The following is a 26,313-nucleotide window of genomic DNA, read 5'->3' on the forward strand; positions in this document are numbered from 1 at the left end:
GATAAAGCCCGACATTAAATCGGGCCTATAGAATACTATGCAATACGGTCGTTTTCCCACGCGGCAAGCTTTTCTGCCCTGAGAGCCTCTCTTGCTTCACGTTTCTTACGTGCATCACAAGGCTCTGGACAATTACATACTTTATCCACTCCAACAGCGCCAAGCCCACCACAGCTTCCTTTTACCACTTTCTTTTGGAAAATGTAGCCTACAGACATAGCGGCGATAAAGGCAATAAAAACACCAAAGGTGATCAGAAATGTATTCATAACAACATACTCACTAACTATTATTTATTAATATATGGCTTATACGCTTCCGATGCCAGTTCTATATACCCATCACTCGATTTTACAATCATAATCACAGGAATATTGTTTTCGTTGGCTATCTTCATACCCTGTTCCTCGCCCAGAACCATCAAACCCGTAGCGAGACCATCAGCCGTCATAGAAGACTTATCGAGTACTGTAACTGAAACGACTTTGTGATTGATGGGCTTCCCAGTCGCAGGATTAATAATATGGGAATATCTTATCCCATCTCTTTCAAAATAATTTCGATAGTCACCTGATGTTGCGATTGCCATATCACCTGGCTCAATAATTTCCTGTATTGCGCGCTCATCTACCGTTGGTTTTTCAATCGCAACTCGCCATTTTACACCTTCTCGATTTAAGCCTTTAAGGCGCATTTCGCCTCCAACTTCGACCATATAATTCTCAATCCCTTGTGACTGTATATAATCGGCAACAACATCAACACCCCAACCTTTCGCTATCGTGGAAAGGTCAATATATAGATTGGGAATATCCTTTGAGAGCGCATTACCATTAACACTTAAGTGTTGAATACCTGTTACCGCTCTGCGCTTTTCAAGCTCACTATCACTCGGCACCACTTCTGGACGAGCTTCAGGCCCAAAGCCCCATAAGTTAACTAAAGGCCCGACTGTCACATCCAAAGCCCCTAATGTTAGACCATTAAGACGAACAGCTTCTTTCACCACAGTTACGGTTTGTGGTGATACTTCAAAAGGCTGTGAGCTCTTATTTTGATTAAAACGACTCAATTCAGAATCGCTACGATAAGTCGACATCTGATCATTAACTTGCTCCAGTAAGCGATCTATCTCTTTCTGTAACACATCTGGAGAGGGCTGTTCCTGGGAGACAATATACTTGATATTGTACGTTGTCCCCATAGTGAGGCCACTGAGATAAATTTGGTCAATTGGTTTTTCGCAACCAACAATAACGAAGAGAGAAGCAAATACAACAAGCCATTTTTTCACTTGTTTGATTCCTTTTGAGTAAATGGGAATAGCACATGAACCTTCAGTGAGTTCATCTTCTATCACCACTTAAAGTTTTAACCGTAGAAAAAACAATGGCTGACCTTACAAGGTCAGCCATATTTATCAAAGACTTAAAGTATTAACCACCAAAGTCATCGAGTAGGATGTTTTCATCTTCAACACCAAGATCTTTTAGCATACCGATAACAGCAGCATTCATCATAGGTGGACCACACATGTAGTACTCACAATCTTCAGGCGCGTCGTGGTCCTTAAGATAATTTTCATACAATACATTGTGGATAAAGCCAGTATAGCCATCCCAATTGTCTTCAGGCATTGGATCAGATAAAGCACAGTGCCAAACGAAATTGTCGTTCTCTGCTTGCAATCCATCAAAGTCTTCTACGTAGAACATTTCTCGCTTAGAACGAGCGCCATACCAGAAAGACATTTTACGTGAAGAGTTGAGACGCTTAAGTTGGTCAAAGATATGAGAACGCATCGGAGCCATACCAGCACCCCCACCAACGAATACCATTTCATTTTCAGTATCTTTGGCAAAGAACTCACCAAATGGCCCTGAAATAGTACACTTATCGCCATCTTTCAGTGACCAGATGTATGAAGACATAATACCAGGTGCTACCTCTGGATTATTCGGCGGAGGCGTAGCTATACGAACGTTCAGCATGATAATGCCTTCTTCTTCCGGATAGTTTGCCATAGAATAAGCACGGATGGTCTCATCGTTAACTTTAGACTCATAACGGAACAAATTAAATTTGTCCCAGTCTTCACGATATTCATCTGGAACATCGAAATCTGCGTATTTGATGTGATGAACAGGCGCTTCAATCTGAATGTATCCACCAGCGCGGAAAGGCACTGACTCACCATCAGGGATCTGTAGCTTTAGTTCTTTGATGAAGGTCGCTTTGTTATCATTAGATATAACAGAACATTCCCACTTCTTAACACCAAATATTTCTTCAGGAAGCTCAATATCCATGTCAGTTTTCATTGCTACCTGACAGGCTAAACGTTCACCTTCACGGGCTTCACCTTTTGAAATATGGTCAAGCTCAGTAGGCAAAATGTCACCACCACCTGATTTAATTTTGACACGACACTGACCACATGAGCCACCGCCACCACAAGCAGAAGAAACGAATACACCAGCACCAGCTAGAGCACTCAGAAGTTTACTTCCTGGTTGTGTAACGATTGCCAAAGAAGGGTCATCGTTAACAGAAATTGTAATGTCACCAGTCGGTACAAGCTTAGACTTAGCGAATAAAATCACTAGTACTAACGCCAGCACAATCAGAGTAAACATCACTACGCCAAGAATAATGTCCATTGACTATTCCTTAATTGTTGCGGTCTACCCGACTTACAGTTGAACACCAGAGAAAGACATAAAGCCTAGCGCCATAAGACCTACTGAGATAAACGTAATTCCTAAGCCACGTAAGCCTGGAGGTACGTCTGAGTACTTCATCTTTTCTCGGATACCTGCAAGAGCGACAATCGCTAACATCCAGCCCACACCTGAACCGAAACCATAAACAACTGATTCAGCAAAGTTATAGTCACGTTGCACCATGAAAGACACACCACCAAAGATCGCACAGTTAACCGTAATCAATGGTAGAAAGATACCAAGCGCATTGTACAGAGGCGGGAAGAAACGGTCCAAAACCATTTCTAAAATCTGTACTAAAGCCGCTATAACACCGATAAAGGTGATGAAGTTTAGGAAGCTAAGGTCTACCCCCGCAACCAAGGCATTCTCTTTCAACACTAGATTGTATACGAGGTTGTTTACTGGTACTGCAATAGTCAACACCACAACAACAGCGACACCTAGGCCGAAAGAGGTCTTTACTTTCTTAGATACGGCAAGAAACGTACACATACCCAAGAAGAACGACAAAGCCATGTTTTCGATAAAAATCGATTTAACTAACAGACTAATGTAATGTTCCATGACGTTCTTACTCCTTCGCTTCTACTTGTTCTGGTTTAAGGATACGAATCGCCCAAATCAGGAAGCCAATTAAGAAGAATGCAGACGGTGCAAGTAGCATCAGACCATTTGGCTGATACCAACCACCATTGCTCACTAAAGGCAGTACTTCGATACCAAAAAGTTTACCAGAGCCAAATAGCTCACGGAAAAAACCTACAGTAATAAGAACAAAACCGTAGCCTAAACCATTGCCAATACCATCAATAAGAGAAGGTACTGGAGCAGACTTCATTGCAAATGCTTCAGCACGACCCATTACAATACAGTTGGTAATAATCAGGCCAACAAAGACCGATAACTGCTTAGAGATATCGTACAGATAAGCTTTTAGTACTTGGTCTACCACAATAACAAGTGAAGCGATGATTGCCATTTGAACAATGATACGCACACTGTTAGGAATATGATTACGGATAAGAGAAACAAAGAAGTTAGACATCGCAGTTACAAAGGTCACCGCGATTGTCATAACAAATGCTGTTTCAAGTTTCGTAGTTACTGCAAGCGCAGAACATACACCAAGAACTTGTAGCGCAATTGGGTTGTTATCCAATACTGGCGCTAAAATGCTCTTTTTAACGTTTTGTACACTAGACATTAGTTCAGACCTCCGTCACGAACTTTTGCTAGGAACGGGCCAAAGCCCATGTCACCTAACCAGAAGTCAAATGTGTGTTGAACGCCATTACTGGTCAGTGTTGCACCAGATAAACCATCAACACCATGCTCTGAGCCTGCTGGCGCACCACCTTTAACGACTTTGATAGCAGGTTTGTGATTTTCATCGAACAATTTCTTGCCAACCCACTGAGCTGTCCATGAAGGATTCTCAACTTCACCACCAAGTCCAGGTGTTTCACCTTGCTCATAGTAAGTAATACCTGAGACTGTATTGCCATCAGTTTCTACAGCAACAAATGCATACATCATTGACCATAGACCGTTACCATGAACTGGTAAAATGACCCTAGACACGCTATCACCCTGTTTAACTAAGTAGATAGTACCTACATTAGCACGTCGAATGATCTTAGCTTGATCTTCATCAGTTGGTAACTTTGTTGACTTTGCTGGGTCTTTAGCTGCTTTACGCTGATCATATATCGCAGCATCACCTTCAACAAAATCACCCGTGTTGAAATCAACTAAACGAGGTTCTATATACTCAGAAAATAAGTCTGGTACATTTTTACCGTCAGTATCAATGCCAGCAACTTGAATAATTTTCGTTTGCTTATCCAAAGCAGCATTGGCTTTTTGCTGCTCACGTAAGCCCACTGCTGCAGTTGATACTATGATTGAACAAACAAGGCTCAACCCAATAACAACCCCCAGCGTCTTTTTAATGCTGTCGTTATTACTTGCCATAGCGTGCTTGTCTCCGCTTGATGTTCTTTTCAATAACCACATGATCGAACAAAGGTGCAAACAAGTTCGCGAATAGAATCGCCAGCATCATACCTTCTGGATAAGCCGGATTCACAACACGAATTAATATACACATCACACCAATCAGTCCTCCATACCACCATTTCGCTTTATTAGTAAATGAAGCAGATACAGGATCGGTCGCCATAAAGAACATACCGAATGCAAAACCACCTAAGACTAGGTGCCAATGCCATGGCATATTAAACATTGGATTAGTGTCTGAACCAACTAGATTAAATATTGTTGCAGCTGCAACCATACCTATCATCACACCAGCAATAATACGCCATGAAGCAATTCTCATATAAACGATTACTGCGGCACCAATCATCAGAGCTAGGGTTGATACTTCGCCGATAGAACCGGGAATGTTACCGACAAAAGCGTCCATCCAAGTGATCGGGGTACCTGTTACCGTATTGACTAGCGCACCGTTACCACCTTGTGCCCACTGGCTCAGAGCCGTAGCACCAGAGAAACCATCAGCAGCTGTCCATACTACGTCACCTGAAATTTGAGCAGGGTAAGCAAAGAACAGGAATGCGCGGCCAGCTAATGCAGGGTTTAAGAAGTTACGACCTGTACCACCAAATATCTCTTTAGCGACCACGACACCAAACGTGATGCCTAAGGCTGCCTGCCAAAGAGGAAGTGTAGGTGGAACAATTAATGCGAATAAGATAGAAGTGACAAAGAAACCTTCGTTAACTTCATGCTTACGCACCATACAGAACAGTACTTCCCAGAAACCACCAACGATAAAGACAGTCGCATAAATAGGTAGGAAATATGTCGCTCCCAGCAGTAATTTACTGCCCCATCCGGCATCGGCCGCAAGAGAACCACCCAACATTTCTGTTAACCAGTAATGCCAATTACCGGCAACAATCGAAGAAAATTGATCGCCAGCATACATATGGTTAAGCGCGACAATAGCTTGGCCACCAGCGTTATACATTCCCCAGAACATCGCAGGGAATACCGCCAACCAAACCATAATCATGATACGCTTTAAGTCAACACTGTCACGAACATGCGAACTCTTCTTAGTGATTAAACCTGGCGTGTAGAATACCGTCGCAACAGCTTCGTACAGTGCAAACCATTTTTCATGTTTACCACCAGGTTCAAAATGATGTTCAATGTCTTCAAGATACTTTTTAAGAGCCATGAAAATCACCCTTCCTTTTCGATCGTGTCTAGGCATTCACGAAGCAATGCTCCGTATTCATACTTACCCGGACATACAAAGGTACATAATGCTAGATCTTCTTCATCAAGTTCTAGTGCACCTAATGCCTGAGCACTGTCTGTATCACCTGCACATAGATCACGAAGTAGCAAAGTCGGCTCCATATCCAGTGGCATAATACGTTCATAGTTGCCGATTGGCACCATTGAACGATCACTACCATTGGTCGTAGTTGTCATATTAAACAACTGACCTTTGAAAATATGACCCAAATAGGCTCGTGTTACCGAGAACTTGTTCTTACCAGGCGCAGCCCAGCCAAATAGCTCTTTGTCTCGACCTTCACGCAGTACCGAAACTTGTATATGGTAACGACCAAGATAAGCATGTGGACCATAGGCCTGCATTCCTGACAAAACAGAGCCAGCAATAATACGAACTTCACCTGGCATTAATTCACCATCAGTCAGTTCGGCAACATTTGCTCCCTGAATGGTACGAATTAAGCGGGGATTATTAACAACTGGACCTGCAAGAGAAATCACACGTTCAGTATAAAGTTCACCTGTGAGAAATAATTTACCGAACGCTATAACGTCTTGGTAGTTAATGCTCCACGCGACATTCTCGGCATTCACTGGATATAAGAAATGCATGTGAGTGCCAGCGAGTCCCGCTGGATGGGGGCCGTCAAAAACATGCTCTTCAACATTTGTTGAAGAAGAACGAGGGAGACTGGTACCGGCTTTACAAACGTAAACTTTGCCATCAGTCAAAGTTGAAAGTACATCCAAACCTGCAACAAATGCTTCCTGCTGTTCATTAATGACCAACTCAGGCTGAACTGCCAATGGATTGGTATCCATTGCAGTGACAAAAATTGCCTGTGTAGAAGATTCAATGGCTGGAACCTTGCTGAACGGACGAGTACGTAAAGCTGTCCAAAGACCAGAATCAATAAGCTGAGTTTTGACCATACTAGGGTCAAGGCCTGCTAATTTTTCGGCTTCAAACTTATCGAATGTTACCTGTTCCTCACCTGACACTTCAATCACAACTGACTGAAGGACACGTTTGGCTCCACGGTTAACCTCGATTACTTTGCCACTTGCTGGTGAAGTAAACTTCACACCAGAGTTCTTTTTATCTTCAAAAAGAACTTGTGCTTTTTTTACTTCATCACCTACGCGAACATGCATAGTAGGTCGCATGCCAACGTACTCTTCGCCAAGCAAGGCGACTTTCTTGATGGTCTTACCATCATTAATCACCTGGGTAGGAGTTCCTGCAATAGGCAGGTCCAAACCCTTCTTTATTGTAATCATACGCACTTGCACTACTTTTATCGGGAAAAAGATTCATTGATTGCGTAACTTTTAGACACGACATCAGTGTCCGGTTTTGGCGCAGTTCAAAACACCAAAATCGCAACATCCTATTAAAAACCTCGTTACAAATTTAGTCGAGATTTATCAGGTGCGGTAGTCTAGCATCTTTTTAGAAGTATACGCTATGTCCAAAGAAAGGAATCAGATATATATTTCGAAGGATTTGAGTTTAAAAGGTTAAGTATTATTCACAAGTTTGAACTACCGCACAATTTGCGATAAATTCAGGCTGCATAATACTCTGTTTTATTCGCATTATGAAACACTTATCATTAAAAGCAATCACGGTGTTTTTTTGTATATTTACTGTTAAAAACTTGGTTATTTTATAATCAAGGAATTACTCGTTATCACTATACTTATTTTTATGCTCTATACTATTTGGATCCTCCCAAGCACATTGGGCTATCTGGAGCAATTTGATTTTGTTTTTTCCATTCTTCTAAGGTATATGTGTGAATTGAGAGTGCATGAATATGATTAGCTAACTCGTTCGCTAAAACGTGGTTAACCTGTCGATGACGACCAATCAACCTCTGCCCTTCAAATTTATCACTGACAATCACTACCTTAAAGTGACTTTCTGAACCTTCAGGGACATTGTGCATATAACTTTCATTTAACACATCGAGATGCGTAGGAATAAAGTAGTCTGTTAGTTTAGTTTCTATCACTTCTTGTATCATTGTGTCACCGTGAAAATAAGAACTATTTTAGAGGGCAAATGATAGCCTTCTTATAACCAAAGCTAAAGGTTTTAGTTTCCAGTCTCCTCTGCTTCTGCGACAATTTATCCCAACAATTCCCATATCTTTACAAATATGAAAACTGAACTTGCGCTTTTTGACCGTGCTTTAACCCTGAACAGGTTTCCCAAAAGGGATAATGAGACACTTCAAGCATGGGATGCTGGAGACGAATATCTCATTAGTTATATGGAAGAATTGAATATTGAGCCTGGTAAACACATCTTGATCCTCAACGATAACTTTGGCGCACTGAGCTGTTGGTTTACGCACAAGTATCGTGTCACCATGATGAGTGATTCATATATCGCTCACCAAGGTACAATTGAAAATATCGAAAGTAACCGGTGCGAAGAAGTCACTCTGTCTAATACCATAGCTAACATACCAGCTAATGTAGATTACGTACTCATCCAAATCCCAAGGAATAATCGTCACCTTATATGGCAATTAAGTCAATTAAGACAAGCCCTTGATTCGACAGTACCTGTCATTGCTGTGAATAAGGCTAAAGACATCCACACCTCAACGCTAAAACTGTTCGAGAAATACCTCGGCAAAACCCATACATCACTAGCTTGGAAAAAACATCGTCTAGTTTTTTCTGCAGCCGATAGCTCTAACACTTTGGTTGTCGAACCGGTCACTCAGTGGAAGGTTGAACAATATGGCTTTGAACTCAATAACTTACCTAATGTTTACTCTGGAGAAAAGCTCGATCAAGGAGCACACTTTATACTCAATTACTTACCAAAAGGACTGACAACTGAACGAGTGATAGATCTTGGATGTGGAAACGGTGTACTGTCAGTTAAACTAGGGCTTGATAACCCAGGTGTGCAAATCACATGCGTAGACGAAAGTTTTATGGCAACAGACTGCGCAAAAAGCAATTTACTCAATTCCTTAGGGGTAGAAAGAAATACAAAATGTATCACTAACAATTGTCTTGATGGATTCGAAGAGAATAGCGTAGAGCTGGTTTTGTGTAATCCTCCTTTTCATCAACAACAAGCTATTACCGATCACATAGCATGGCAAATGTTCTGTGATGCAAAGCATGTTCTTTGCAATGAGGGGAAATTATTAGTTATCGGTAACCGTCACCTCGGCTACGATGTGAAGTTATCCAAGTTGTTTGGAAAATCTAAGATCAAACTTATCGCCTCAAATAATAAATTTGTTATTTTACAGGCAACTAAATAGTTCACTATCATGTCTCTATATTTAGAGCGACGATTAAAGGAAATCATAATGAGAAAACTGTTTCTGACCGCGTCAGTGGCTTTACTTGCTGCATGTTCATCTCCTCAGCAAGAGCAGCTAAACTTTATACCTCAGCCAGTTCTAAGCAACAATAACCTTGTTCAAGACGCAAATTTCACACTAACCAGTAAAGATGTGCGATCAGCTCAATATGTGGCATTAATTGATAGCGGCCGTTCAAATATTGAACCTATACACTCCAAGCAAAACATCAGGATTAGTATTGAAAATGCTTTATTGGAACAGTTTCAATCTCAGGGTTTTCGCAGTACCGTAAATAGTGAAAATTCGGTTCGTATTGAGATACAAGAAGCATTAGTTTCCGTCAAACACTCAGTAATGGAAAACCAGATGGACGGTAAAGTCGTATTAGAAATAACCGCAGAAACACCCAAGGGTAAACTGGTAAAAACGTATACTGGTACAGCTAAGCGAAATGGTGTTCTTAGTGCCTCTGATGATGAGATTGGCATGGTACTAAATGACGTCACTAACATAGTGCTAAAAGAAGTTGCCAATGATAGAGAGCTCAAAAACTACATGCAGGAGCGCTTCTAATGTGGAAATCAGTAATAGCTTCACTTGCTCTTTTCAGTAGTCTAGCATTTGCTGGGCCTAAAGTTGTATTTGAAACAACCTTAGGGGCATTTACCGTTGAACTAGATGAAAAAAAGGCCCCTATTACTGTGGCTAACTTTGTCAAATATGTTAAAGATGGCAGTTATGTAGGCACACAATTTCATCGTGTCATCCCTGGTTTCATGGCTCAAGGAGGGGGATTTGATAAAGACATGAAGCCTGTAGCTACCTATGACCCGATTAAAAATGAGGCATCCAACGGACTAAAGAACGAGGTGGCTACGATTGCGATGGCCAGAACTCGTAACCCAGATTCTGCCACTCGGCAATTTTTTATAAACTATAGCGACAATGGGTACCTTAATTATGATGACAACAAACAGAAGCCATCCGCAGGCTATACCGTATTTGGAAAAGTCACTAGCGGCTTTAAAACCGTTACAGATATGAGTAAAGTTACCACCATAAAAAAAGGGAATTATCGAGACGTACCTGAAACTGCCATTATTATCACTAAGGTAACTTTAATGCCCTAAAGCTTAGCTCTAACCTGACAGGTTGGAGCGCTTTATTACCGCCTTCATATTTATAAAAAATATTTATTTTTTCTTTTCGATTGATTAAAAAAACAAAAGCAATTCATCTTGACGCATTCGAGACAACCATTAATATCACCAAAGATACTTAGACCACTTCAGAACCTTAGATCTAAAATCTCTAACCTGATTGGCTAGAACTTTCTATTACTAAATTTTTACTATTTAAAATCATATCTTCTATTAGGATGAATTCATGTCAATCAACTCCTGTTCAAGCTCATGGCAAGCAACTCTTCGTAGTTACTTAGATAAACGATTACTTTGGGTTTTCATGCTTGGCTGCTCTAGTGGTTTCCCTTGGGTTCTTATTGGATCAAATATGTCCGGCTGGCTCAAAGATGCGGGCCTTACACGCTCAGCCATTGGTTATTTTGGCAGCGTGTTTGTCGTCTATGCCATCAATTTTCTTTGGGCCCCCCTGGTTGATCGGGTCAAACTTCCACTGCTGCATACATTGTTAGGACAGAGAAGAAGTTGGATTTTCTTCTGCCAATCTATAGTCTTGATTTGCACCTTAATGATCGCAGGAGTCAATCCAGCGGAAAACTTGCTCTTCACGTCCATGCTCGCTCTTGGTATCGCAGTCGCTTCCTCCACTCAGGATATTGCTATCGATGCCTTTCGTATTGACACCTTTCCTAAATCAGATTCTTCCAAATTGCCGCAAGCCTCGGCAATGGCAATTATTGGATGGTGGACAGGATACTCTCTCCCTGGGTACTTAGCCTTTGTAAACGCTGATTCTATTGGTTGGAATGGTGTTTATTATGGTATGACAATGTTCGTGGCTATTCTTATGGTTTTCACTCTTCTCGTTACGGAACCAAAGACCAACCGTGAAAAATTGCAGAAACAAGCAGAACAACGTCATTCTGCAGTAGTAGGGTCAAAAGCTTTCTCATGGTTAACAGTGACTGTTGTCGAACCCTTCCTTGATTTTTTCAGAAGTAATGGAGCCAGAGTGGCCGTAACTCTGCTGCTATTTGTTTTCCTATTCAAAATAGGAGAAGCTTTCCTTGGTCGCATGTCTATCCCATTCTATAAAGAGGTTGGGTTTAGCAATGAACAAATAGGCTATTACTCTAAGCTAATCGGTTGGGGAGCAACTATTTTCTTCACTTTAGTTGGTAGTATGTTTAATGTTCGTTTCGGAATAGTACGTGGGCTGATGATAGGCGGTATTACAATGTCGGTCAGTAACTTAATGTTTGCTTGGATAGCCTCAGTCGGGCCAAATGAACATCTTTTCTTAGCCACTATATTAGTCGACAACTTCACAACAGCATTTTCAACTGTCGCCTTTGTATCTTTCCTAACAGTCCTTACTGGCCAAGCTTTCTCTGCAACACAATATGCCTTACTTGCGTCATTAGGAAATTTAGGGCGCACAACGCTGGCATCGTTTAGTGGTGAACTGGTCGACTACCTTAACGATTGGTCCATGTTCTTTATTCTTACTTGTTTGATGGTAATTCCGAGTTTAATTATGCTGTATTCGCTTCGACACTACTTCACAGACATATTAAACAAGGCTCACAAAAAGACATGAGCGAAGGTTAAAGTAAGGGCAAATAAAAAGGCTTGGTCAAGTACCAAGCCTTTTTATTTCTAACTTATTAAGGGTACATCCCCTTACCAAACAAATTGAATACTCTTGCAACCCCTTGAGTAAATACCATTGGTTCTGTCAATACAGTTAGGCACAAACAATCTTCGTCAGGTTTAGTATAAGGGCTGTGTTTATCTGAAGCATCTTTGACCAGGTAATCTCCGACTTCGTAATGCCCTTTTTCGTCGCTGAAGCCGCCGTACAAAATCAAGGTTGATTCAGTTCCTTTATGGGTGTGTTGCGGAATGTTCACCCCTGCAGCAATGTATAATAAATTCACTCGCACCGTATCACACACATCAATAGGAGCACTGAAAACTTTTCCTCCATAGCTGCGCCATTCGCCTATTTTATGTTCAAATCTAGACAGTGATAAAGGTAACGAAAACTGTTTACCGTGAACCTCAATCGATATAGGCTTCCTAAAACGCTTTATCGGCATTGTGTCAGGCTTAGATGCAACAATATTAGTAAACATAGAATCAAAGCTTAAGTCTTGTTCTCCATGAAGTAAGCTCAACTCCTCTCCAAGACATTGTTCGAGACTTAGAACTTTTTCCTTGCAGTTTTGGCAGTTTTCTAAATGAGTAGCAACAGCAAATCCTTCAATTGAGTTGAGGTCACCTGCTGCGTATGCTTTGAGACTATTGTAATCAGGATGATAACTCATAACCGTTCCACCTCCATAGAGTGACGTAATTTTTCAACCGCTAGTCTGAGTCTAGATTTGACTGTTCCCACGGGTATATCATACATTTCAGCGACCTGCTGGTGTGGAAGCTCTTCCAAATACACAGCCTGCACAACTTTTCTTTGAGCTTCGGGTAAAACGCTCAAAAACTTGATTACCTGCTCTTTGAGCATCTCGTGTTCAGGAGCATAATCTTCAACACGATCTGGTGGGAAAAAATCATCTGGCCAGATATCCTCGGAATGAATATGTAACTCTTTACCACGTTGTTTTCTGAGGGTATCAAAGCATAGGTTTCTCGCGATAGTATAAATCCAAGTCGACAATGAACTTTTACCACCATCGAAAAGCTTACTTTTTCGCCATACTGTCGCCAACGTTTCTTGAACAAGTTCTAATGCAACTTGTTCATTTCCCATGTGCTTAAAAACAAACTGTTTGAGTCGCGGCGCAAAATGCGTAAAGACTAGAGAGAAAGCCTCTTTATCCTGCTCTTTCACTTTCTCCATGCATTCGCACCAATCTTGCTTGACGAACGACTTAGTGTCTTTGGATACCATATCGGGTTTCCTTGTGCGGGCTTTCACTTCTTACGAGCCGAAAATGTAAAGCGATCATATTAAAAACACATTATTTGACATGAACACGCCATAATATTTACGACCATTTTCGGCATGTCATCTTTTGGCTATATCAAGTTTAGCTGTCTATTGACAGAGATAAAAACTCTATTGCTTCTCGGCAATCTCTTTGTAGAAGTAAAAAGTCTACATCCCTTTGCTTAACAGGAAGTAATTCCAGCCATCTCTGGCATACCCAACTTGCATCATCAAAGAAACATTGAGGATGCAGCTCAGAAAACTGAGGGAAATGGCGGTAAACATCTTGGAGGGAATCACTCAAATGCTGATGCTTAACTTCTATCTTTGAATAAGACCATGCATTTAGCCATTCTACTTTCGCCTGCCTCAAACCATCATATTCAGACCTAACTGCATCAATCCTAAACTTCTTAATCCCTACAACCGTAACGCCCAACAAACCACTTTCAAGCATCTCAAAGTCAACAACTTGCACCAGAGTCCCAACTGACGAAAGGACAGGCTCAGCCGATTGATCGTTGGCATCCAAAAGACAAATACCAAATGTGCCATCGGATTGACAAGCTTGCTTTATAAGCCTTTTGTACCTTGGCTCAAATATTCGCAGTTTCATTTTCCCATTGGGCAATAACATTGATCCAAGGGGAAAGAGCATAATTTCCTTCACAATCAAACACCATTTACTTATTTATAGTGGTTTACGTCACTGCATGAAATTCGATCAAAAACAGCGCATGATGGTAAGCGTAAACTTGAAAGATGTGCTGACATCAAACAAGAAATTGGCAAGCAAACGATATCGTCAACCACTTAATCCAAAACTGATAAGTTCAGTAAAAATAAAATAAACAATAAAATATGTGACACACATCAACAAAATAGTGCAATTTATCATCATTTATCACTGATAAATGATGCGTTTGTCGTTATTATGCAGCAGCCAAAGTACAGCGAAGATTGTACATTTCGGCACCATAACTACATTTTCATATCAAATATACATAGAGAGTCCCACTATGCGTAAATCACTTTTAGCTCTTGGTGTTGTTGCTGCAATGTCTACATCTGTCATGGCAGCCGACTATTCAGACGGTGATATCCACAAAAATGATTATAAATGGCTTCAATTTAACCTAATGGGAGCCTTTAATGAAAAAGGTCCAGGTTCTGACTCAACCCATGACTATCTAGAAATGGAGTTTGGCGGTCGCTCAGGAATTTTTGACCTCTACGGTTATGTTGACTATTTCAACATTACTGGTGATTCAGACAGTGATAAATCAGGCTCTGACAAGCTATTTATGAAATTTTCACCACGTATGTCACTTGACGCTGCTACTGAAAAAGATCTCTCTTTTGGTCCTGTACAAGAGTTGTATATAGCGACAGAAAACATCTTTTATGGTGGTACTACAGAAGCGCAATATAAAATTGGTGTAGGTTCTGATGTTATAGCTCCATGGTTAGGAAAAATAGGCTTGAACCTTTACGCTAACTACGATAACTCACGAAAAGATTGGAATGGCTATCAGATCTCTACTAACTGGTTTAAGCCTTTTTATCACTTTGATAATGGTTCATTTATTTCATATCAAGGCTATTTAGATTTCCAGTTTGGCATGAAAGACGAATATTCTCAGTCTAGTACTGGTAGCGCTATGTTTAATGGTATCTACTGGCATTCAGACCGCTTTGCTGTAGGTTATGGTTTAAAACTGTTTAAAGATGTATATGGCTTCGAAGATGGTGCCAATCGTCCTTGGCCTGATGCAAACGGTAATTTCCCAGAGAATGAGTCTTCCGGTATTGGTCATTACGTATCGGTCACTTATAAGTTCTAAACCGACTTACGATCTAAAATTTTTAAAATGGCACTCTTGAGTGCCATTTGTGGTTGGCAATATATTTGTATCATCGTATTCTCTTGGTAAACTCGCATCTCTAGTTATTAAGATGAATATCGTTATTGTTGGCCCAGGAGCTATTGGCTCTTTATGGGCATATAATTTGAATATTGCTGGCCATTCGGTCTCACTTTGGTCTCGGCAGCAAAACCCATCGATTTCTCTTCAATTAGATAATCATTCTGCCATTGAATTTAAGAATAATTATCGAGACAAGCTTGCATCAGCAGATGTTTTACTGGTTACAGTTAAGGCGCCTCAGGTACAATCAGCTATTAAATCAATGACACTTAACATCCCCAAAGAAACCATTGTAGTCTTAATGCATAATGGTATGGGGACAGCAGAGACTATCAACACTTTATTACCGAATAACCCACTTGTGATTGCTATAACCACACATGGGGCGTTTCGCCCAAAGCCTTTTCAAGTACAACATACAGGTAAAGGTCATACTCAATTAGGCGGATACAACGATGCTGGTAAACGTTGTGATTTTTTACAGCCCGTGTTTGAGCATGCGCTACCCAAGGCAACATGGCACTCTGATATCCTCAATCCAATTTGGCATAAGCTGGCGATAAATTGCAGCATCAACCCACTGACTGCGATCAATCAAGTCAAAAATGGACAGTTGTCTTGCCCAAATTATCAAAAAATAATCACTTCGTTGGCAGAAGAAATAAGCCAAGTTTTAAACGCTGAAGGTATACTTATAACTAGCGATAGTCTAATAAATAAGGTCAATCAGGTGATTGAGGCAACGTCTAAAAATCACTCGTCTATGCATCAAGATATTTACCATAAGCGTCCAAGCGAGATAGACTTTATTACAGGTTACCTTTTACAAAGAGCAAAAGCGCATAACATCCTTGTGCCAATCAACGAAAAGCTCTTTCAACAAATTAAGCAGATTGAACAAAACCATGACTAAAAAAGTACTGGTACCCATAGCTCCGGGTACGGAAGAGATGGAAGCCATCACTGTCATTGATATGATGGTACGAGCGGGCTATCAAGTCGTTGTTGCAAGTGCTGATTTCGAAGGTCAGTTGGCGATGAAAGCGTCGCGCGGAGTAACACTAACCGCTGATTGTAAACTGGTTGATATTGCTGACAACGAGTTTGACGCTATTATTTTATCTGGTGGCGTAGGAGGCTCTGAAGTCTTTCGCGATAGCACACTGCTAATCGAAATCCTTCGCCAACAAATGTATGAAGGTAAATTGGTTGCCGCTATCTGCGCGGCCCCAGCGTTAGTACTGGCCCACCATAACCTTTATCCAGATGCTCTTATGACTTGTCACCCAAGTTTTGAATCACATATTGGTCAAGATAAGTGGCGAGCTAAACGAGTCACCTATGATGTCAATCATAATTTGCTCACGAGTCAAGGTCCCGGAACAGCTCTTGAGTTCGCAATGGAAATTATTATCAACCTATCTGGTAAAAAACATGCATGGACCGTCGCTGAGCCTATGATCACTTTACCCACTCTTCACTATCAGAAATTAGGTGTCGTTGAATCATGATAGATGTAAATGCTATCCGCGCACAATTTCCAGCTCTTACACAAAAAGTTAATGAGCAAGCACTTGTTTACCTTGATAGCGCAGCAACCACACAGAAACCCGAATGCGTCATTGATACCATTGCACACTACTATCGCTCTCAAAATGCTAATGTTCATCGAGGAAGTCATAGTTTAACGTCTACCGCAACCAATTACTTTGAATCTGCACGTCAAACTGTAGCCAAGTTTATCGGTGCTAAAACTGAGAAAGAAATCATTTGGACTCGAGGGGCAACTGAAGCTCTCAACCTAATCGCTCAAACTTATGCTCGGAATACACTCAAACCTAATGATGAGATTTTAGTCAGTGAAATGGAACACCACGCCAATATCGTACCTTGGCAGATAGTGGCAGAACAAACTGGGGCAAAAGTGGTAAAAATCCCAATGACGCAAAGCTGTCATTTGGATATGGAAGCTTTTAGTACCTTACTCTCTGCTAAGACAAAAATCGTCGCTCTCGCTCATATCACTAATGTCACAGGAACCCGACTTCCAATTGAAGACGTCATCGCCAAAGCTAAACGAGTAAACGCTAAAGTCATTATTGACGGGGCGCAAGGTATTGTCCACGAACCCATTGATGTAAAGACGCTTGGCGCTGACTTTTATGTTTTCTCAGGCCATAAGATCTACGCTCCTGCTGGTATTGGAGTTCTTTATGGAAGGTTAGAGTTGCTTGAGGCCATGCCGCCATGGCATGGTGGCGGCAAGATGGTCGAAAAAGTGTCTTTTATGGGCACGACTTACAGTGAACTTCCTGGCAAATTCGAGGCTGGCACCCCAAATATAGCTGGGGCCATTGCACTCGCTAGGGCAATTGACTGGTATACTGCGTTGCCTACCCAAGATGTTGAAAAACATGTACAAGATATCACTCGGCAAGCTTATCAGAAACTAACCTGCATTGAAGGCGTAAAAATACTCGGGTATCAGCCTAAAACAAGCGTAATTTCATTCATCATTGAAGGCGTCCATCACCAAGATGTAGCCACCTTACTTGATCAGCAAGGTGTCGCAATACGAGCAGGCCACCACTGCGCTCACCCTTTAATGGATGCATTAGGGGTAAAAGGTACATTGCGCGCTTCTTTTGCTATATATAATACCTTACAAGACGTTGACCAGCTCATAGTTAGCGTCGAAAAAGCGGTAGATATGCTCTAAAAAATGAAGACTGGACTCAGGGTTGAACATATTCAACCCTGTTAATTTATAACTCTTCAAATGCAGCTATCGCATCTGACAATTTTTTTACTGCGTGGATTTGCATCCCAGCAATACCACCTTTGGGCATATTGGCAGCTGGCACAATAGCTTTCTTAAAACCATGCTTAAATGCCTCATTCAATCGTTCCTGACCACTCGGTACTGGGCGTATTTCACCAGCCAGCCCTACCTCACCAAAAACGACTACATCTTGGGGTAATGCTCTATCTCTAAAGCTAGATAATAGCGCCATCACTAATGCCAAGTCAGCGCTCGTTTCAGTGACTTTTACACCACCAACAACATTTACAAACACATCCTGATCTGACATCTGCAAACCACCATGTTTATGTAATACAGCAAGTAAAAGGGACAATCGATTTTGCTCAAGACCAACAGCAACACGCCTCGGATTTGCTAGCTGCGAATAATCAACCAAAGCCTGAATTTCTACAAGTAGTGGACGCGTACCTTCCCACACCACCATGACTGAACTACCAGATGTCTCTTCTTCACCTCTGGAAAGAAAGATTGCAGAAGGATTACTGACCTCCCTTAGCCCCTGACCGGTCATAGCAAAAACGCCTAACTCATTCACAGCACCAAAGCGGTTTTTATGGCTTCGAAGCGTTCTGAAACGACTATCGGTCCCACCATCAAGCAACACTGAGCAGTCAATGATATGCTCCAGTACCTTTGGACCGGCCAAGGAACCATCTTTAGTCACATGCCCGACAATAAACACAGCGACGTTATTTTGTTTGGCATAGCGAGTTAAAGCCGTTGCAGATTCACGCACTTGAGCAACACTACCAGGAGAGGACTGCACATCACTAACATGCATCACCTGTATTGAGTCTATGACCAACAGTTTTGGCTGCTCCTTTTCTGCAACCTGGCAAATTCGATCGACATTAGTCTCTGAAAACATTTTCAAGTTATCTTTAGGAAGTCCTAAGCGTGATGCACGCATTGCGACTTGTTGTAGAGATTCTTCACCAGTCACATATAATGTTGGCATCTTAGAAGCCAAATAGCACATAGTTTGTAAAAGTAAGGTCGATTTACCAGCGCCAGGGTTGCCACCGATTAAAATTGCAGCACCAGGAACAACACCGCCTCCAAGCACTCGATCTAGTTCTTTAAAACCACTGCTAAAACGTGGTACTTCTTGTAAATCAATCTCAGAAAGTACCTGAACCTGTGTTTCACCTGAATTTCCAGCATAACCCGCTAGCCGCTCATAGCTGGTAGTATTGGGTGATGCCGCAAGCCTAACCTCACTAATTGTATTCCACGCGCCACATGCATTACATTGGCCCTGCCACCTAGGAAAATCTGCCCCACAATCATTACATACGTAAGCTCTTTTTACCTTTGCCATAACACTCCAGACCCAAATTTATAACGATCTCGTTATCATTCATCACCGATAGACCTTGATTCGTTGTAACATAACACTAAAGTTTTATATATCAAGGTAGATATTTCATACGCGAGGTAGTTAAACAAGAACCGATGGAGCAAACAGAAATATTATCATTAGCAGAACGATTGATTCCTGCTTATCACTCAGATGATTTTGACTTCCTTCTTAGCCAAATAACCGAAGGGGAGCCCCCGTCCGTCAAGCTTTTAGTCAAAATGGAACTCAATAGAGTAATGGTGCCATGCTCCAAGATTGTCGACCTAAGAGGCAGGGTTAATGGCGAATGTCGAGAATATGAACTAGATGGCATCAAACATTGGCTTGATGATGTGGCTTTTAACACCTACCAAAAAAATGTTCGCAAGTTTGGTGGTTATACCGAAGGCGTTTGGGAAGCTTTAAGTAACACGCACAATAACTTCCGCGTGATGAAAAAAAGAGGACAACTGCACGGAGATGAAACCGAAGAGAAGAGTAGTATCTTCGATGTGGAAGCGATTAAACTTGGCTATGACCTAAAGCGCCGAGAAAATCGCCTTAAAATATCCTCTCAAATTGAGTTTAAGGTTAACAATGATCTAGTTCACGCCACAACTATAGATCTCTCACCATCTGGAGCAAAATTTAAAGTCCCTTCTGCATTTGACTATAAGTCAGGAGAAGTTATCTCAGTTCGATTTATTGAACTGATTAAAGAATCAGAGTTGGAAGAATTGAAAGATCCAATACAATACCGAATTGTTGGTGTCGACGAGTCTTATGATAATGATTCGGTCAAATTTCTTCGTTTGATCAAACTAGAAGAATCAAATGTAGTCGAGCAGTTAATAGAAAGTAAACTCAATAGTGCAAGCCAGCGTAACCGGCATGATACCCAAGACAAAGTCATCCGAGCACGTTCAAGAGGGTATGAGCACACTTTTCTCAAACATACCTGTAATTTACCTTTATTCTTTAGTGGCTCTGAACTTAAACTCGCTTTGATGACCGAAAACAATCAACCAATATGGCACTATTGGCACGATGAGCGAAATCAACAAGCATTGACTGGTTTATTTAATCAAAAGCGTCTAGAGCAGTTAATGCCAAAAGGCAACCAAAGTACAACCAACATTCTTTATGCGTTTACTCATAGCCACCAAGAAAAAGTGTTATTCTTTTCCATGATGCTCCCAGAAGCAAAACCCGAGGTACGACAACTTTTCTGCCATGTCGGAGCGAAAAAAGACAGTTGGAAAGTGTTCCAAATTCATATGTTTGAACTAACCAAGGAAGAAACTTCAGAACTGGTAAGGCACTCATCTGAACTAACCCTTGACGCCAGCACACTAACTCATTGTGGTATTCTTCAGGAAGTTTCGACAGAGACAAGTAATAGCGATTATTTACTAACTCCAAAGCCCAAACTGCCAAGTAGTGCCATTAACAATTTTCGTCATGCTCGCAATCCAACCAACAATCCAACTTGTATTTATTATGATGCTAAATCTCGCCGCAAAGAACCACGCTTTCAGTTTCGTTCCTCTTTAACGCTTACAGGCGAAGATAAACAAACCCACACTGGCATTACGCTCGATATATCTAAACGTGGTATTAGCATCGCGTTGACTTCTCCAAGTGCACTAAAAGCAGGAGACACATGCTCTGTAAACTTCACAGAGCTGGACAAACTGGATAAAAACGTTACTTTAAACCAAGTGCCATATAAAGTAATCAGAATATCTCCAGGAGGTAAACGTCTACAGCTCGTCATCCTCGAAGATAGCCACACCATGAAAAATATAGCATTTTTCGGTAGTTTAATTGAACATAACCAAGACAAGCTAAATTCAATAACTGAAGTTCTTCCAAGTAATGAGTTACTCGAAGACCTGCATGATATTCTGTTAGACAAAATCGTCAGTGCCCCTATTTTCGTAGAAAAACCGACTAGGACCCTAAAACCTAGAGTCATAGGGGTCAATTTCCCACTTCCTCCTTACCTAATTTTACTGGCGAAACTTGGCAAAGAAGACAAATTCTCTCTTGAACCACTATACAAAGGACACACAAATACCCTGCTTGCTCAACCTATGAAACACATAGACGGCGCTCAACCGCAATTTCATGAGATTTATCTCGCGATTACTCTTTTTGGCAACCGTATTCACTCCTATGAATCAAAACTACTTGGCGAATTTGAATCAGTCAAACAGCGTATTGAATTTATTAAAAACGCCCAATCACTAGGAAATTTCTATGCTATCCGTATATGTAGCGCCCCTGTGTTTGAACCTATGAGTGCATTACTTCAAGAAGACATAACCGAGCTAGCTCCAATCAATATGCATCATGCGAGAACGTTAGAAAAAGAAATAACCGGTATCGTTGGTTATAGTGAAATCATCGATATCACTGAAGAAGTAACACTTCGTTTAGGACTGCCGAATAAATAAAATTTCCTTCCTTGGAGTTACTTCGTTCAAAAGCACTTCTCACCATAAACCACCTCAAATTAGAACGGACTAAGGTTTTATTTTAAAGCTTATCTTTTTCTGCTTAGCCAAAGCCGCAGATAAAATACATAATACCCCCCCAAGCCCTGAGAAACGTACCGCAGTTTGTGCCAACTGCTCTACTTTAGGCTTAGCATGGTAGGCAATACCTAAGCCTGCTGCTTCCATCATAACCAAATCATTGGCTCCATCCCCCACAGCAACGGTATTGTGAGCTTCTATTGCATATAGCTCTGCTAATTCATGCAAAATATCAGCTTTAGTCTGCGCCGTTACAACTTCTCCAAGCACTTTACCGGTCAGTTTACCATCAATAATTTCCAACTGATTAGAGCATGCATAGTCTAGATCTAATGTATTTTTGAGGTGATCAGAGAAATAGGTAAAGCCCCCTGAAGCTATTGCCGTCTTCCAGCCAAATTGATGAAGTGTATAAATTAAACTAGAGAGGTCGGGCATCAAAGTTAACTCATCCCTAACTTTAGTCAGTACCGATACATCAGCCCCTATAAGAGCGGCAACCCGCTTGCGAAGGCTTTGTTCAAAATCAAGTTCGCCTTGCATTGCTCTTTCAGTAAGTTCAGCGACTTCGTCCCCCACTCCAGCCAGTTTCGCTATTTCATCAATACATTCGATTTGTATAGCGGTAGAGTCCATATCCAACACTATCAACCCTGGCGTGGATAAGTCTGGTAAATCATTAAGAGACGCATAATCAAGTTCTAACGCAGGGAGAATTTCCTCATGTTCTGGAAGTAAATTACCTTTCATCAAAGCAACTTGATAATGGCCTACTTTCCATATGTCAACAATAAAATTCTTGTATCCGGTGTACAAATTGATGCGTTCGAAATGCTCATCTAGTAGACAATCACCAAAGATAATCCAATTTGCTTTCGCCTTATCTAAGTGGCTAGTGTATCTGGCCGCTGACAACCTACTGTATAAATGAGTCTGTTTTTGAATAGAAAGAGTCTTAAACGTTTCCATGTGAATTATTCCTAAAAAGCTTAACCACAACTTAACCTATTGCATTTTACCTGCGCAAGTATCAATATTCTTTATAGTAAACTTATCTTCTGTTTAGGTGAATATGGAATCTTCCCTGTTTTCATTCCGCATGGCACTGAGAGTACTCGCTATCTTCTCTTTGATTGTTATGCTCATTGTGATCGGTATCAATAGCGTTAAGATCACTCAGGCAAATCAAGAGATACAAAAAAACCAATTAGATACGCTAATTAAGGTTTTGGTATCACAAGCTTCTTTGGCCGCAGGAGATATGATCGCGAGCCAAGATCAAGAGCGCTTATTAAAATTAACCAACCAACTCGCCATAGACGACTTGGTATTTGATGCAACTATTTACGATGCTCAAGGCGTTCGATTAGCGTCAAGCGATAAAAGTAAAAATGTACGAGAAATTCTTGGTTTAGACACGCCCCTTGAAACGGCTCGCATAGGCAAGCAACAACTTGTTGAACCTGTTATTTATGATGGTGTCGTGATAGGTTTTGTACGTCTTACCTTTGAAACTGGAAAAGTGACGGCTTTCTCCGATCATTACTACAGAAAAAGTGACCGTTATATGTACACCATGGTCGGAATGAGTTTTATTACGGGGTTACTTTTGACTATGGTTGTACGTAGGAAACCTAAGAGTAAAGGTGAAAACCTACTATTAAAGGAACTTGTATAAAAAGGCCAATGTATAAAATAAAACCTAATTTTGTACAGCCATTAGCCTTTTAGCTTATTATCCATCCATAGGTAGGCTCAGCTGGCCTTATCAAAAATATGGCATTAAATGTCTTCAACACGTATTTGGCGATAAACTTCTGGAGTTGGTGAATACCGATTCCCGATTACAATAGCATTTTGGAGTGAGGCTGCTGCGTCTTTCCACTGTTCTTCATTTCGAGCATGAATAATGGCTAGCGGTTTAGTTGAAGATGCTCGCTCACCTAAGCGAATAAAGTGGTCAAACCCTACTGAGTAATCAATACTATCGGTGGCAAATTGGCGTCCTCCTCCCATCGCCACAACAGCCATACCTATTGCGCGTGTATCCATTGCTGTCACCACACCATCTTGCTCAGCAAATACTGGTTCAGCAATAGGTGATTTTTCTAAGTAGCTGTCATAATTACCGACAAAGTCTACTGGCCCACCTAAGCCCGCAACCATGCGGCCAAAGCATTCAGCGGCTTTACCATTATTCAAGGCATCTGTTAGCTTAAAGCGTGCATGCTCACTGTTATCAGCCAACCTTCCTAGTACTAGCATTTCCGCTCCTAGAGCTAAGGTCACTTCAAGGAGACGGGGATTTTGATATTCTCCAGTCAAAAACTGAACCGCTTCTTTCACTTCGAGTGCATTACCTGCTGAAGATGCCAACACTTGATTCATATCGGTCAAAATAGCCGTTGTTTTGGTACCCGCGCCATTAGCAACCCCTACGATAGATTTAGCCAAATGCTCAGACTCGTCATAACTTGACATAAAAGCACCGGAGCCCACTTTAACATCCATGACCAAAGATTCTAAACCAGCAGCGAGCTTTTTCGATAAAATAGAGGCGGTGATAAGGGAGATATTATCTACGGTTGCGGTGATATCCCGAGTCGCATAAAGGCGTTTATCAGCAGGTGCTAAGTTACCGGTTTGGCCGATAATGGCCACTCCGACTTGTCTGGTAACATCAGTAAAAACTGCATTGCATGGCATAATATTATATCCCGGAATAGACTCTAATTTGTCAAGTGTCCCCCCAGTATGACCAAGCCCCCTACCTGAAATCATAGGAACAAAACCACCACATGCTGAAACCATAGGCCCTAACACCAAGGAGGTTAGATCTCCTACTCCACCAGTTGAATGTTTATCTACAATAGGCCCCGGAAAATCTTGCTGACACCAATCAATGACCATTCCTGAATCACGCATGGCACAAGTCAACGCAATACGCTCAGACATCGTCATCTCATTGAAAAAGATTACCATCGCAAAGGCAGCTATCTGACCTTCAGAAATACTATTGTTGGTAATCCCTTGTATAAAGAAGTTAATCTCACCAGAGGTAAGCACTCCACCATCACGCTTTCGACGAATGATTTCTTGAGGTAAATACATTAGACTTTCCCATACAAATTGATGTTTGATTGTAATTTAGGCATTGTGGCGAGAAGATGCTCACCACAAATAAATAGAAAAGCTAATAAGCTGCAGGGTCAGCCGTTTTATCTGTCACTTCTAATGTATTCAGAAGGCTGGTCAAAAGACTAGATGCTCCAAACCTGTAGTGACGAGTATCTACCCACTGACTACCCAATATCTCATCAGCCATTGCTAAATAATCTGCGGCATCTTCAGCAGTGCGCACTCCTCCAGCAGGTTTAAAACCAACACTTGAAGCGACATTCATATCGCGAATAACTTCAAGCATCATACGAGCGTACTCGGGCGTAGCGTTAACTGGCACTTTACCGGTTGAAGTTTTGATAAAATCAGCACCAGCTTTGATCGCTATCTCAGATGCTTTCTTGATAAGCGTTTCTTGTTGTAGCTCACCTGTTTCAATAATTACTTTGAGTAAAATATCTCCACAGACTTGTTTACACTGCCTTATAAGCTCGAAGCCCACGTCCTCATTACCGGCAATAAGAGAACGGTATGGGAATACAACGTCAACTTCATCAGCACCGTAAGCTACTGCAGCTTTCGTTTCAGCAACGGCAATGTCAATATCATCGTTGCCATGAGGGAAATTAGTTACCGTAGCAATTTTGATCTCAGGTGTGCCTTGCTCTCGAAGTGTTTTTTTAGCGATTGGAATAAAGCGTGGATAAATACAGATGGCCGCAGTATTCCCTACTGCAGATTTAGCAGCATGACACAAAGTAATAACCTTGGCATCCGTATCATCATCATTCAACGTAGTAAGATCCATCAGTTTAAGTGCACGTAACGCTGCAGCTTTTACATCGCTCATTTCTATCTCCGATCAATATTTATTTACCCGCAGTTCAACACAATACCTAGGTTGAATACGGAACGATAGCCACTGATAAAATGCAAACGGTTTGTATCTCAAAAATTATTTAACTTAAAATGTGGCGGGGTTTCAGGGCTCTAGATAAAAGGAGATTAAAAGCAAATATTAAATACATCCTGCGATCTTAAACGTGATAAGAACTTCGTCAAACCTCAATCAAGATAAATATGGCTAAGAAATGATCTTTAATAATTTACAAAATGTGCAACTCAAA

26 protein-coding genes are annotated in these 26,313 nt (G+C 41.2%); 10 read left to right on the forward strand and 16 right to left on the reverse strand.

All coding sequences use genetic code 11. From position 1 onward, the window contains the following. Positions 1-35: 35 nt before the first annotated feature. From nqrM to KO511_RS07560, 9 genes are all read right to left on the reverse strand, one after another. Complete coding sequence (gene nqrM / locus KO511_RS07520; RefSeq protein ID WP_215986834.1) at positions 36-269, reverse strand: (Na+)-NQR maturation NqrM; 234 nt, start codon at positions 267-269, stop codon at positions 36-38. Between the two features lie 20 nt (positions 270-289). Further along, a complete protein-coding gene (locus tag KO511_RS07525) occupies positions 290-1,294 on the reverse strand; it encodes an FAD:protein FMN transferase (RefSeq protein ID WP_215986835.1) in 1,005 nt (334 codons plus the stop codon). 142 nt (positions 1,295-1,436) lie between these two features. Next, entirely contained in the window at positions 1,437-2,660 is a 1,224-nt protein-coding gene (gene nqrF / locus KO511_RS07530; protein WP_215986836.1) for an NADH:ubiquinone reductase (Na(+)-transporting) subunit F, read from the reverse strand. A 33-nt stretch (positions 2,661-2,693) separates the two neighbouring features. Next, a complete protein-coding gene (nqrE, locus tag KO511_RS07535; RefSeq protein WP_114785191.1) occupies positions 2,694-3,290 on the reverse strand; it encodes an NADH:ubiquinone reductase (Na(+)-transporting) subunit E in 597 nt (198 codons plus the stop codon). 7 nt (positions 3,291-3,297) lie between these two features. After that, positions 3,298-3,930: an NADH:ubiquinone reductase (Na(+)-transporting) subunit D gene (locus tag KO511_RS07540; protein WP_215986837.1), complete on the reverse strand. Its 633-nt coding sequence runs from the start codon at positions 3,928-3,930 to the stop codon at positions 3,298-3,300. Further along, positions 3,930-4,700, reverse strand: a complete 771-nt coding sequence (locus KO511_RS07545) for a Na(+)-translocating NADH-quinone reductase subunit C (protein WP_215986838.1) — start codon at positions 4,698-4,700, stop codon at positions 3,930-3,932. Before KO511_RS07545 ends, KO511_RS07540 begins: the two co-directional genes overlap by 1 nt. Further along, entirely contained in the window at positions 4,690-5,934 is a 1,245-nt protein-coding gene (locus KO511_RS07550) for an NADH:ubiquinone reductase (Na(+)-transporting) subunit B (protein ID WP_215986839.1), read from the reverse strand. Before KO511_RS07550 ends, KO511_RS07545 begins: the two co-directional genes overlap by 11 nt. A 5-nt stretch (positions 5,935-5,939) precedes the next feature. Next, positions 5,940-7,280 carry a Na(+)-translocating NADH-quinone reductase subunit A gene (locus tag KO511_RS07555; protein ID WP_215986840.1) on the reverse strand — a complete coding sequence of 447 codons (1,341 nt, stop codon included), beginning with the start codon at positions 7,278-7,280 and terminating at the stop codon, positions 5,940-5,942. Positions 7,281-7,720: 440 nt separating this feature from the next. Further along, entirely contained in the window at positions 7,721-8,029 is a 309-nt protein-coding gene (locus KO511_RS07560) for a BolA/IbaG family iron-sulfur metabolism protein (protein WP_215986841.1), read from the reverse strand. A 135-nt stretch (positions 8,030-8,164) separates the two neighbouring features. Here KO511_RS07560 and KO511_RS07565 point away from each other — a divergent pair, with 135 nt between their 5' ends. The 4 genes from KO511_RS07565 (at position 8,165) to KO511_RS07580 (ending at position 12,082) form a co-directional block, all read left to right on the forward strand. Then, positions 8,165-9,295, forward strand: coding sequence for a methyltransferase (locus tag KO511_RS07565; protein WP_215986842.1), 1,131 nt, complete (start codon positions 8,165-8,167; stop codon positions 9,293-9,295). A gap of 48 nt (positions 9,296-9,343) precedes the next feature. Continuing rightward, on the forward strand, positions 9,344-9,913 hold the full coding sequence (locus KO511_RS07570) for a YajG family lipoprotein (protein WP_215986843.1): 570 nt from the start codon (positions 9,344-9,346) through the stop codon (positions 9,911-9,913). Then, a complete protein-coding gene (locus KO511_RS07575; protein ID WP_215986844.1) occupies positions 9,913-10,470 on the forward strand; it encodes a peptidylprolyl isomerase in 558 nt (185 codons plus the stop codon). Before KO511_RS07570 ends, KO511_RS07575 begins: the two co-directional genes overlap by 1 nt. Before the next feature lie 256 nt (positions 10,471-10,726). Then, a complete protein-coding gene (locus KO511_RS07580) occupies positions 10,727-12,082 on the forward strand; it encodes an AmpG family muropeptide MFS transporter (RefSeq protein ID WP_215986845.1) in 1,356 nt (451 codons plus the stop codon). A gap of 67 nt (positions 12,083-12,149) precedes the next feature. Here the strand turns inward: KO511_RS07580 and KO511_RS07585 are convergent, their stop codons facing one another. From KO511_RS07585 to KO511_RS07595, 3 genes are all read right to left on the reverse strand, one after another. Further along, positions 12,150-12,812 carry a ChrR family anti-sigma-E factor gene (locus tag KO511_RS07585; RefSeq protein ID WP_215986846.1) on the reverse strand — a complete coding sequence of 221 codons (663 nt, stop codon included), beginning with the start codon at positions 12,810-12,812 and terminating at the stop codon, positions 12,150-12,152. After that, positions 12,809-13,393, reverse strand: a complete 585-nt coding sequence (locus KO511_RS07590) for a sigma-70 family RNA polymerase sigma factor (RefSeq protein ID WP_215986847.1) — start codon at positions 13,391-13,393, stop codon at positions 12,809-12,811. Before KO511_RS07590 ends, KO511_RS07585 begins: the two co-directional genes overlap by 4 nt. A gap of 139 nt (positions 13,394-13,532) precedes the next feature. Then, the gene (locus tag KO511_RS07595) at positions 13,533-14,102 is read right to left on the reverse strand and encodes an LON peptidase substrate-binding domain-containing protein (protein ID WP_215986848.1); all 570 of its coding nucleotides are present in this window, start codon (positions 14,100-14,102) and stop codon (positions 13,533-13,535) included. A gap of 349 nt (positions 14,103-14,451) precedes the next feature. Here KO511_RS07595 and KO511_RS07600 point away from each other — a divergent pair, with 349 nt between their 5' ends. The 4 genes from KO511_RS07600 to csdA all read left to right on the forward strand — a co-directional run bounded on the left by KO511_RS07600 (position 14,452) and on the right by csdA (position 18,079). Further along, complete coding sequence (locus KO511_RS07600; protein WP_215986849.1) at positions 14,452-15,276, forward strand: outer membrane protein OmpK; 825 nt, start codon at positions 14,452-14,454, stop codon at positions 15,274-15,276. A 112-nt stretch (positions 15,277-15,388) separates the two neighbouring features. Next, on the forward strand, positions 15,389-16,273 hold the full coding sequence (gene panE / locus KO511_RS07605) for a 2-dehydropantoate 2-reductase (RefSeq protein ID WP_215986872.1): 885 nt from the start codon (positions 15,389-15,391) through the stop codon (positions 16,271-16,273). Continuing rightward, positions 16,266-16,871 carry a DJ-1 family glyoxalase III gene (locus KO511_RS07610; protein WP_215986850.1) on the forward strand — a complete coding sequence of 202 codons (606 nt, stop codon included), beginning with the start codon at positions 16,266-16,268 and terminating at the stop codon, positions 16,869-16,871. Before panE ends, KO511_RS07610 begins: the two co-directional genes overlap by 8 nt. Next, a complete protein-coding gene (gene csdA / locus KO511_RS07615) occupies positions 16,868-18,079 on the forward strand; it encodes a cysteine desulfurase CsdA (RefSeq protein WP_215986851.1) in 1,212 nt (403 codons plus the stop codon). The genes KO511_RS07610 and csdA overlap by 4 nt, the downstream gene beginning before the upstream one ends. Positions 18,080-18,125: 46 nt before the next feature. Here the strand turns inward: csdA and radA are convergent, their stop codons facing one another. After that, complete coding sequence (gene radA, locus KO511_RS07620; RefSeq protein ID WP_215986852.1) at positions 18,126-19,505, reverse strand: DNA repair protein RadA; 1,380 nt, start codon at positions 19,503-19,505, stop codon at positions 18,126-18,128. 134 nt (positions 19,506-19,639) lie between these two features. Here radA and KO511_RS07625 point away from each other — a divergent pair, with 134 nt between their 5' ends. Then, positions 19,640-21,985 carry a PilZ domain-containing protein gene (locus tag KO511_RS07625; RefSeq protein ID WP_215986853.1) on the forward strand — a complete coding sequence of 782 codons (2,346 nt, stop codon included), beginning with the start codon at positions 19,640-19,642 and terminating at the stop codon, positions 21,983-21,985. Between the two features lie 69 nt (positions 21,986-22,054). Here the strand turns inward: KO511_RS07625 and serB are convergent, their stop codons facing one another. Then, the gene (gene serB / locus KO511_RS07630) at positions 22,055-23,035 is read right to left on the reverse strand and encodes a phosphoserine phosphatase (protein ID WP_215986854.1); all 981 of its coding nucleotides are present in this window, start codon (positions 23,033-23,035) and stop codon (positions 22,055-22,057) included. A 103-nt stretch (positions 23,036-23,138) separates the two neighbouring features. On the opposite strand from serB, the gene KO511_RS07635 reads away from it, so the two are divergent. After that, on the forward strand, positions 23,139-23,744 hold the full coding sequence (locus tag KO511_RS07635) for a YtjB family periplasmic protein (protein ID WP_215986855.1): 606 nt from the start codon (positions 23,139-23,141) through the stop codon (positions 23,742-23,744). 104 nt (positions 23,745-23,848) lie between these two features. On the opposite strand, the gene deoA is transcribed toward KO511_RS07635, so the two are convergent. Further along, the gene (gene deoA / locus KO511_RS07640) at positions 23,849-25,177 is read right to left on the reverse strand and encodes a thymidine phosphorylase (protein WP_215986856.1); all 1,329 of its coding nucleotides are present in this window, start codon (positions 25,175-25,177) and stop codon (positions 23,849-23,851) included. Positions 25,178-25,259: 82 nt separating this feature from the next. Continuing rightward, positions 25,260-26,036, reverse strand: coding sequence for a deoxyribose-phosphate aldolase (deoC, locus tag KO511_RS07645; RefSeq protein ID WP_215986857.1), 777 nt, complete (start codon positions 26,034-26,036; stop codon positions 25,260-25,262). Positions 26,037-26,313 lie beyond the last annotated feature (277 nt).

Origin of the sequence: Vibrio hepatarius, assembly GCF_018860525.1 — a bacterium.
In the GTDB taxonomy this organism is placed as follows: Bacteria; Pseudomonadota; Gammaproteobacteria; order Enterobacterales; family Vibrionaceae; genus Vibrio; species Vibrio hepatarius_B.

Coding starts and splice junctions, on each gene's coding strand:
- nqrM (WP_215986834.1), bottom strand. CDS start 269: ATGAATACATTTCTGATCACCTTTGGTGTTTTTATTGCCTTTATCGCC.
- nqrF (WP_215986836.1), bottom strand. CDS start 2,660: ATGGACATTATTCTTGGCGTAGTGATGTTTACTCTGATTGTGCTGGCG.
- nqrE (WP_114785191.1), bottom strand. CDS start 3,290: ATGGAACATTACATTAGTCTGTTAGTTAAATCGATTTTTATCGAAAAC.
- KO511_RS07540 (WP_215986837.1), bottom strand. CDS start 3,930: ATGTCTAGTGTACAAAACGTTAAAAAGAGCATTTTAGCGCCAGTATTG.
- KO511_RS07545 (WP_215986838.1), bottom strand. CDS start 4,700: ATGGCAAGTAATAACGACAGCATTAAAAAGACGCTGGGGGTTGTTATT.
- KO511_RS07550 (WP_215986839.1), bottom strand. CDS start 5,934: ATGGCTCTTAAAAAGTATCTTGAAGACATTGAACATCATTTTGAACCT.
- KO511_RS07555 (WP_215986840.1), bottom strand. CDS start 7,280: ATGATTACAATAAAGAAGGGTTTGGACCTGCCTATTGCAGGAACTCCT.
- KO511_RS07560 (WP_215986841.1), bottom strand. CDS start 8,029: ATGATACAAGAAGTGATAGAAACTAAACTAACAGACTACTTTATTCCT.
- KO511_RS07565 (WP_215986842.1), top strand. CDS start 8,165: ATGAAAACTGAACTTGCGCTTTTTGACCGTGCTTTAACCCTGAACAGG.
- KO511_RS07570 (WP_215986843.1), top strand. CDS start 9,344: ATGAGAAAACTGTTTCTGACCGCGTCAGTGGCTTTACTTGCTGCATGT.
- KO511_RS07575 (WP_215986844.1), top strand. CDS start 9,913: ATGTGGAAATCAGTAATAGCTTCACTTGCTCTTTTCAGTAGTCTAGCA.
- KO511_RS07580 (WP_215986845.1), top strand. CDS start 10,727: ATGTCAATCAACTCCTGTTCAAGCTCATGGCAAGCAACTCTTCGTAGT.
- KO511_RS07585 (WP_215986846.1), bottom strand. CDS start 12,812: ATGAGTTATCATCCTGATTACAATAGTCTCAAAGCATACGCAGCAGGT.
- KO511_RS07590 (WP_215986847.1), bottom strand. CDS start 13,393: ATGGTATCCAAAGACACTAAGTCGTTCGTCAAGCAAGATTGGTGCGAA.
- KO511_RS07600 (WP_215986849.1), top strand. CDS start 14,452: ATGCGTAAATCACTTTTAGCTCTTGGTGTTGTTGCTGCAATGTCTACA.
- panE (WP_215986872.1), top strand. CDS start 15,389: ATGAATATCGTTATTGTTGGCCCAGGAGCTATTGGCTCTTTATGGGCA.
- KO511_RS07610 (WP_215986850.1), top strand. CDS start 16,266: ATGACTAAAAAAGTACTGGTACCCATAGCTCCGGGTACGGAAGAGATG.
- csdA (WP_215986851.1), top strand. CDS start 16,868: ATGATAGATGTAAATGCTATCCGCGCACAATTTCCAGCTCTTACACAA.
- radA (WP_215986852.1), bottom strand. CDS start 19,505: ATGGCAAAGGTAAAAAGAGCTTACGTATGTAATGATTGTGGGGCAGAT.
- KO511_RS07625 (WP_215986853.1), top strand. CDS start 19,640: ATGGAGCAAACAGAAATATTATCATTAGCAGAACGATTGATTCCTGCT.
- serB (WP_215986854.1), bottom strand. CDS start 23,035: ATGGAAACGTTTAAGACTCTTTCTATTCAAAAACAGACTCATTTATAC.
- KO511_RS07635 (WP_215986855.1), top strand. CDS start 23,139: ATGGAATCTTCCCTGTTTTCATTCCGCATGGCACTGAGAGTACTCGCT.
- deoA (WP_215986856.1), bottom strand. CDS start 25,177: ATGTATTTACCTCAAGAAATCATTCGTCGAAAGCGTGATGGTGGAGTG.
- deoC (WP_215986857.1), bottom strand. CDS start 26,036: ATGAGCGATGTAAAAGCTGCAGCGTTACGTGCACTTAAACTGATGGAT.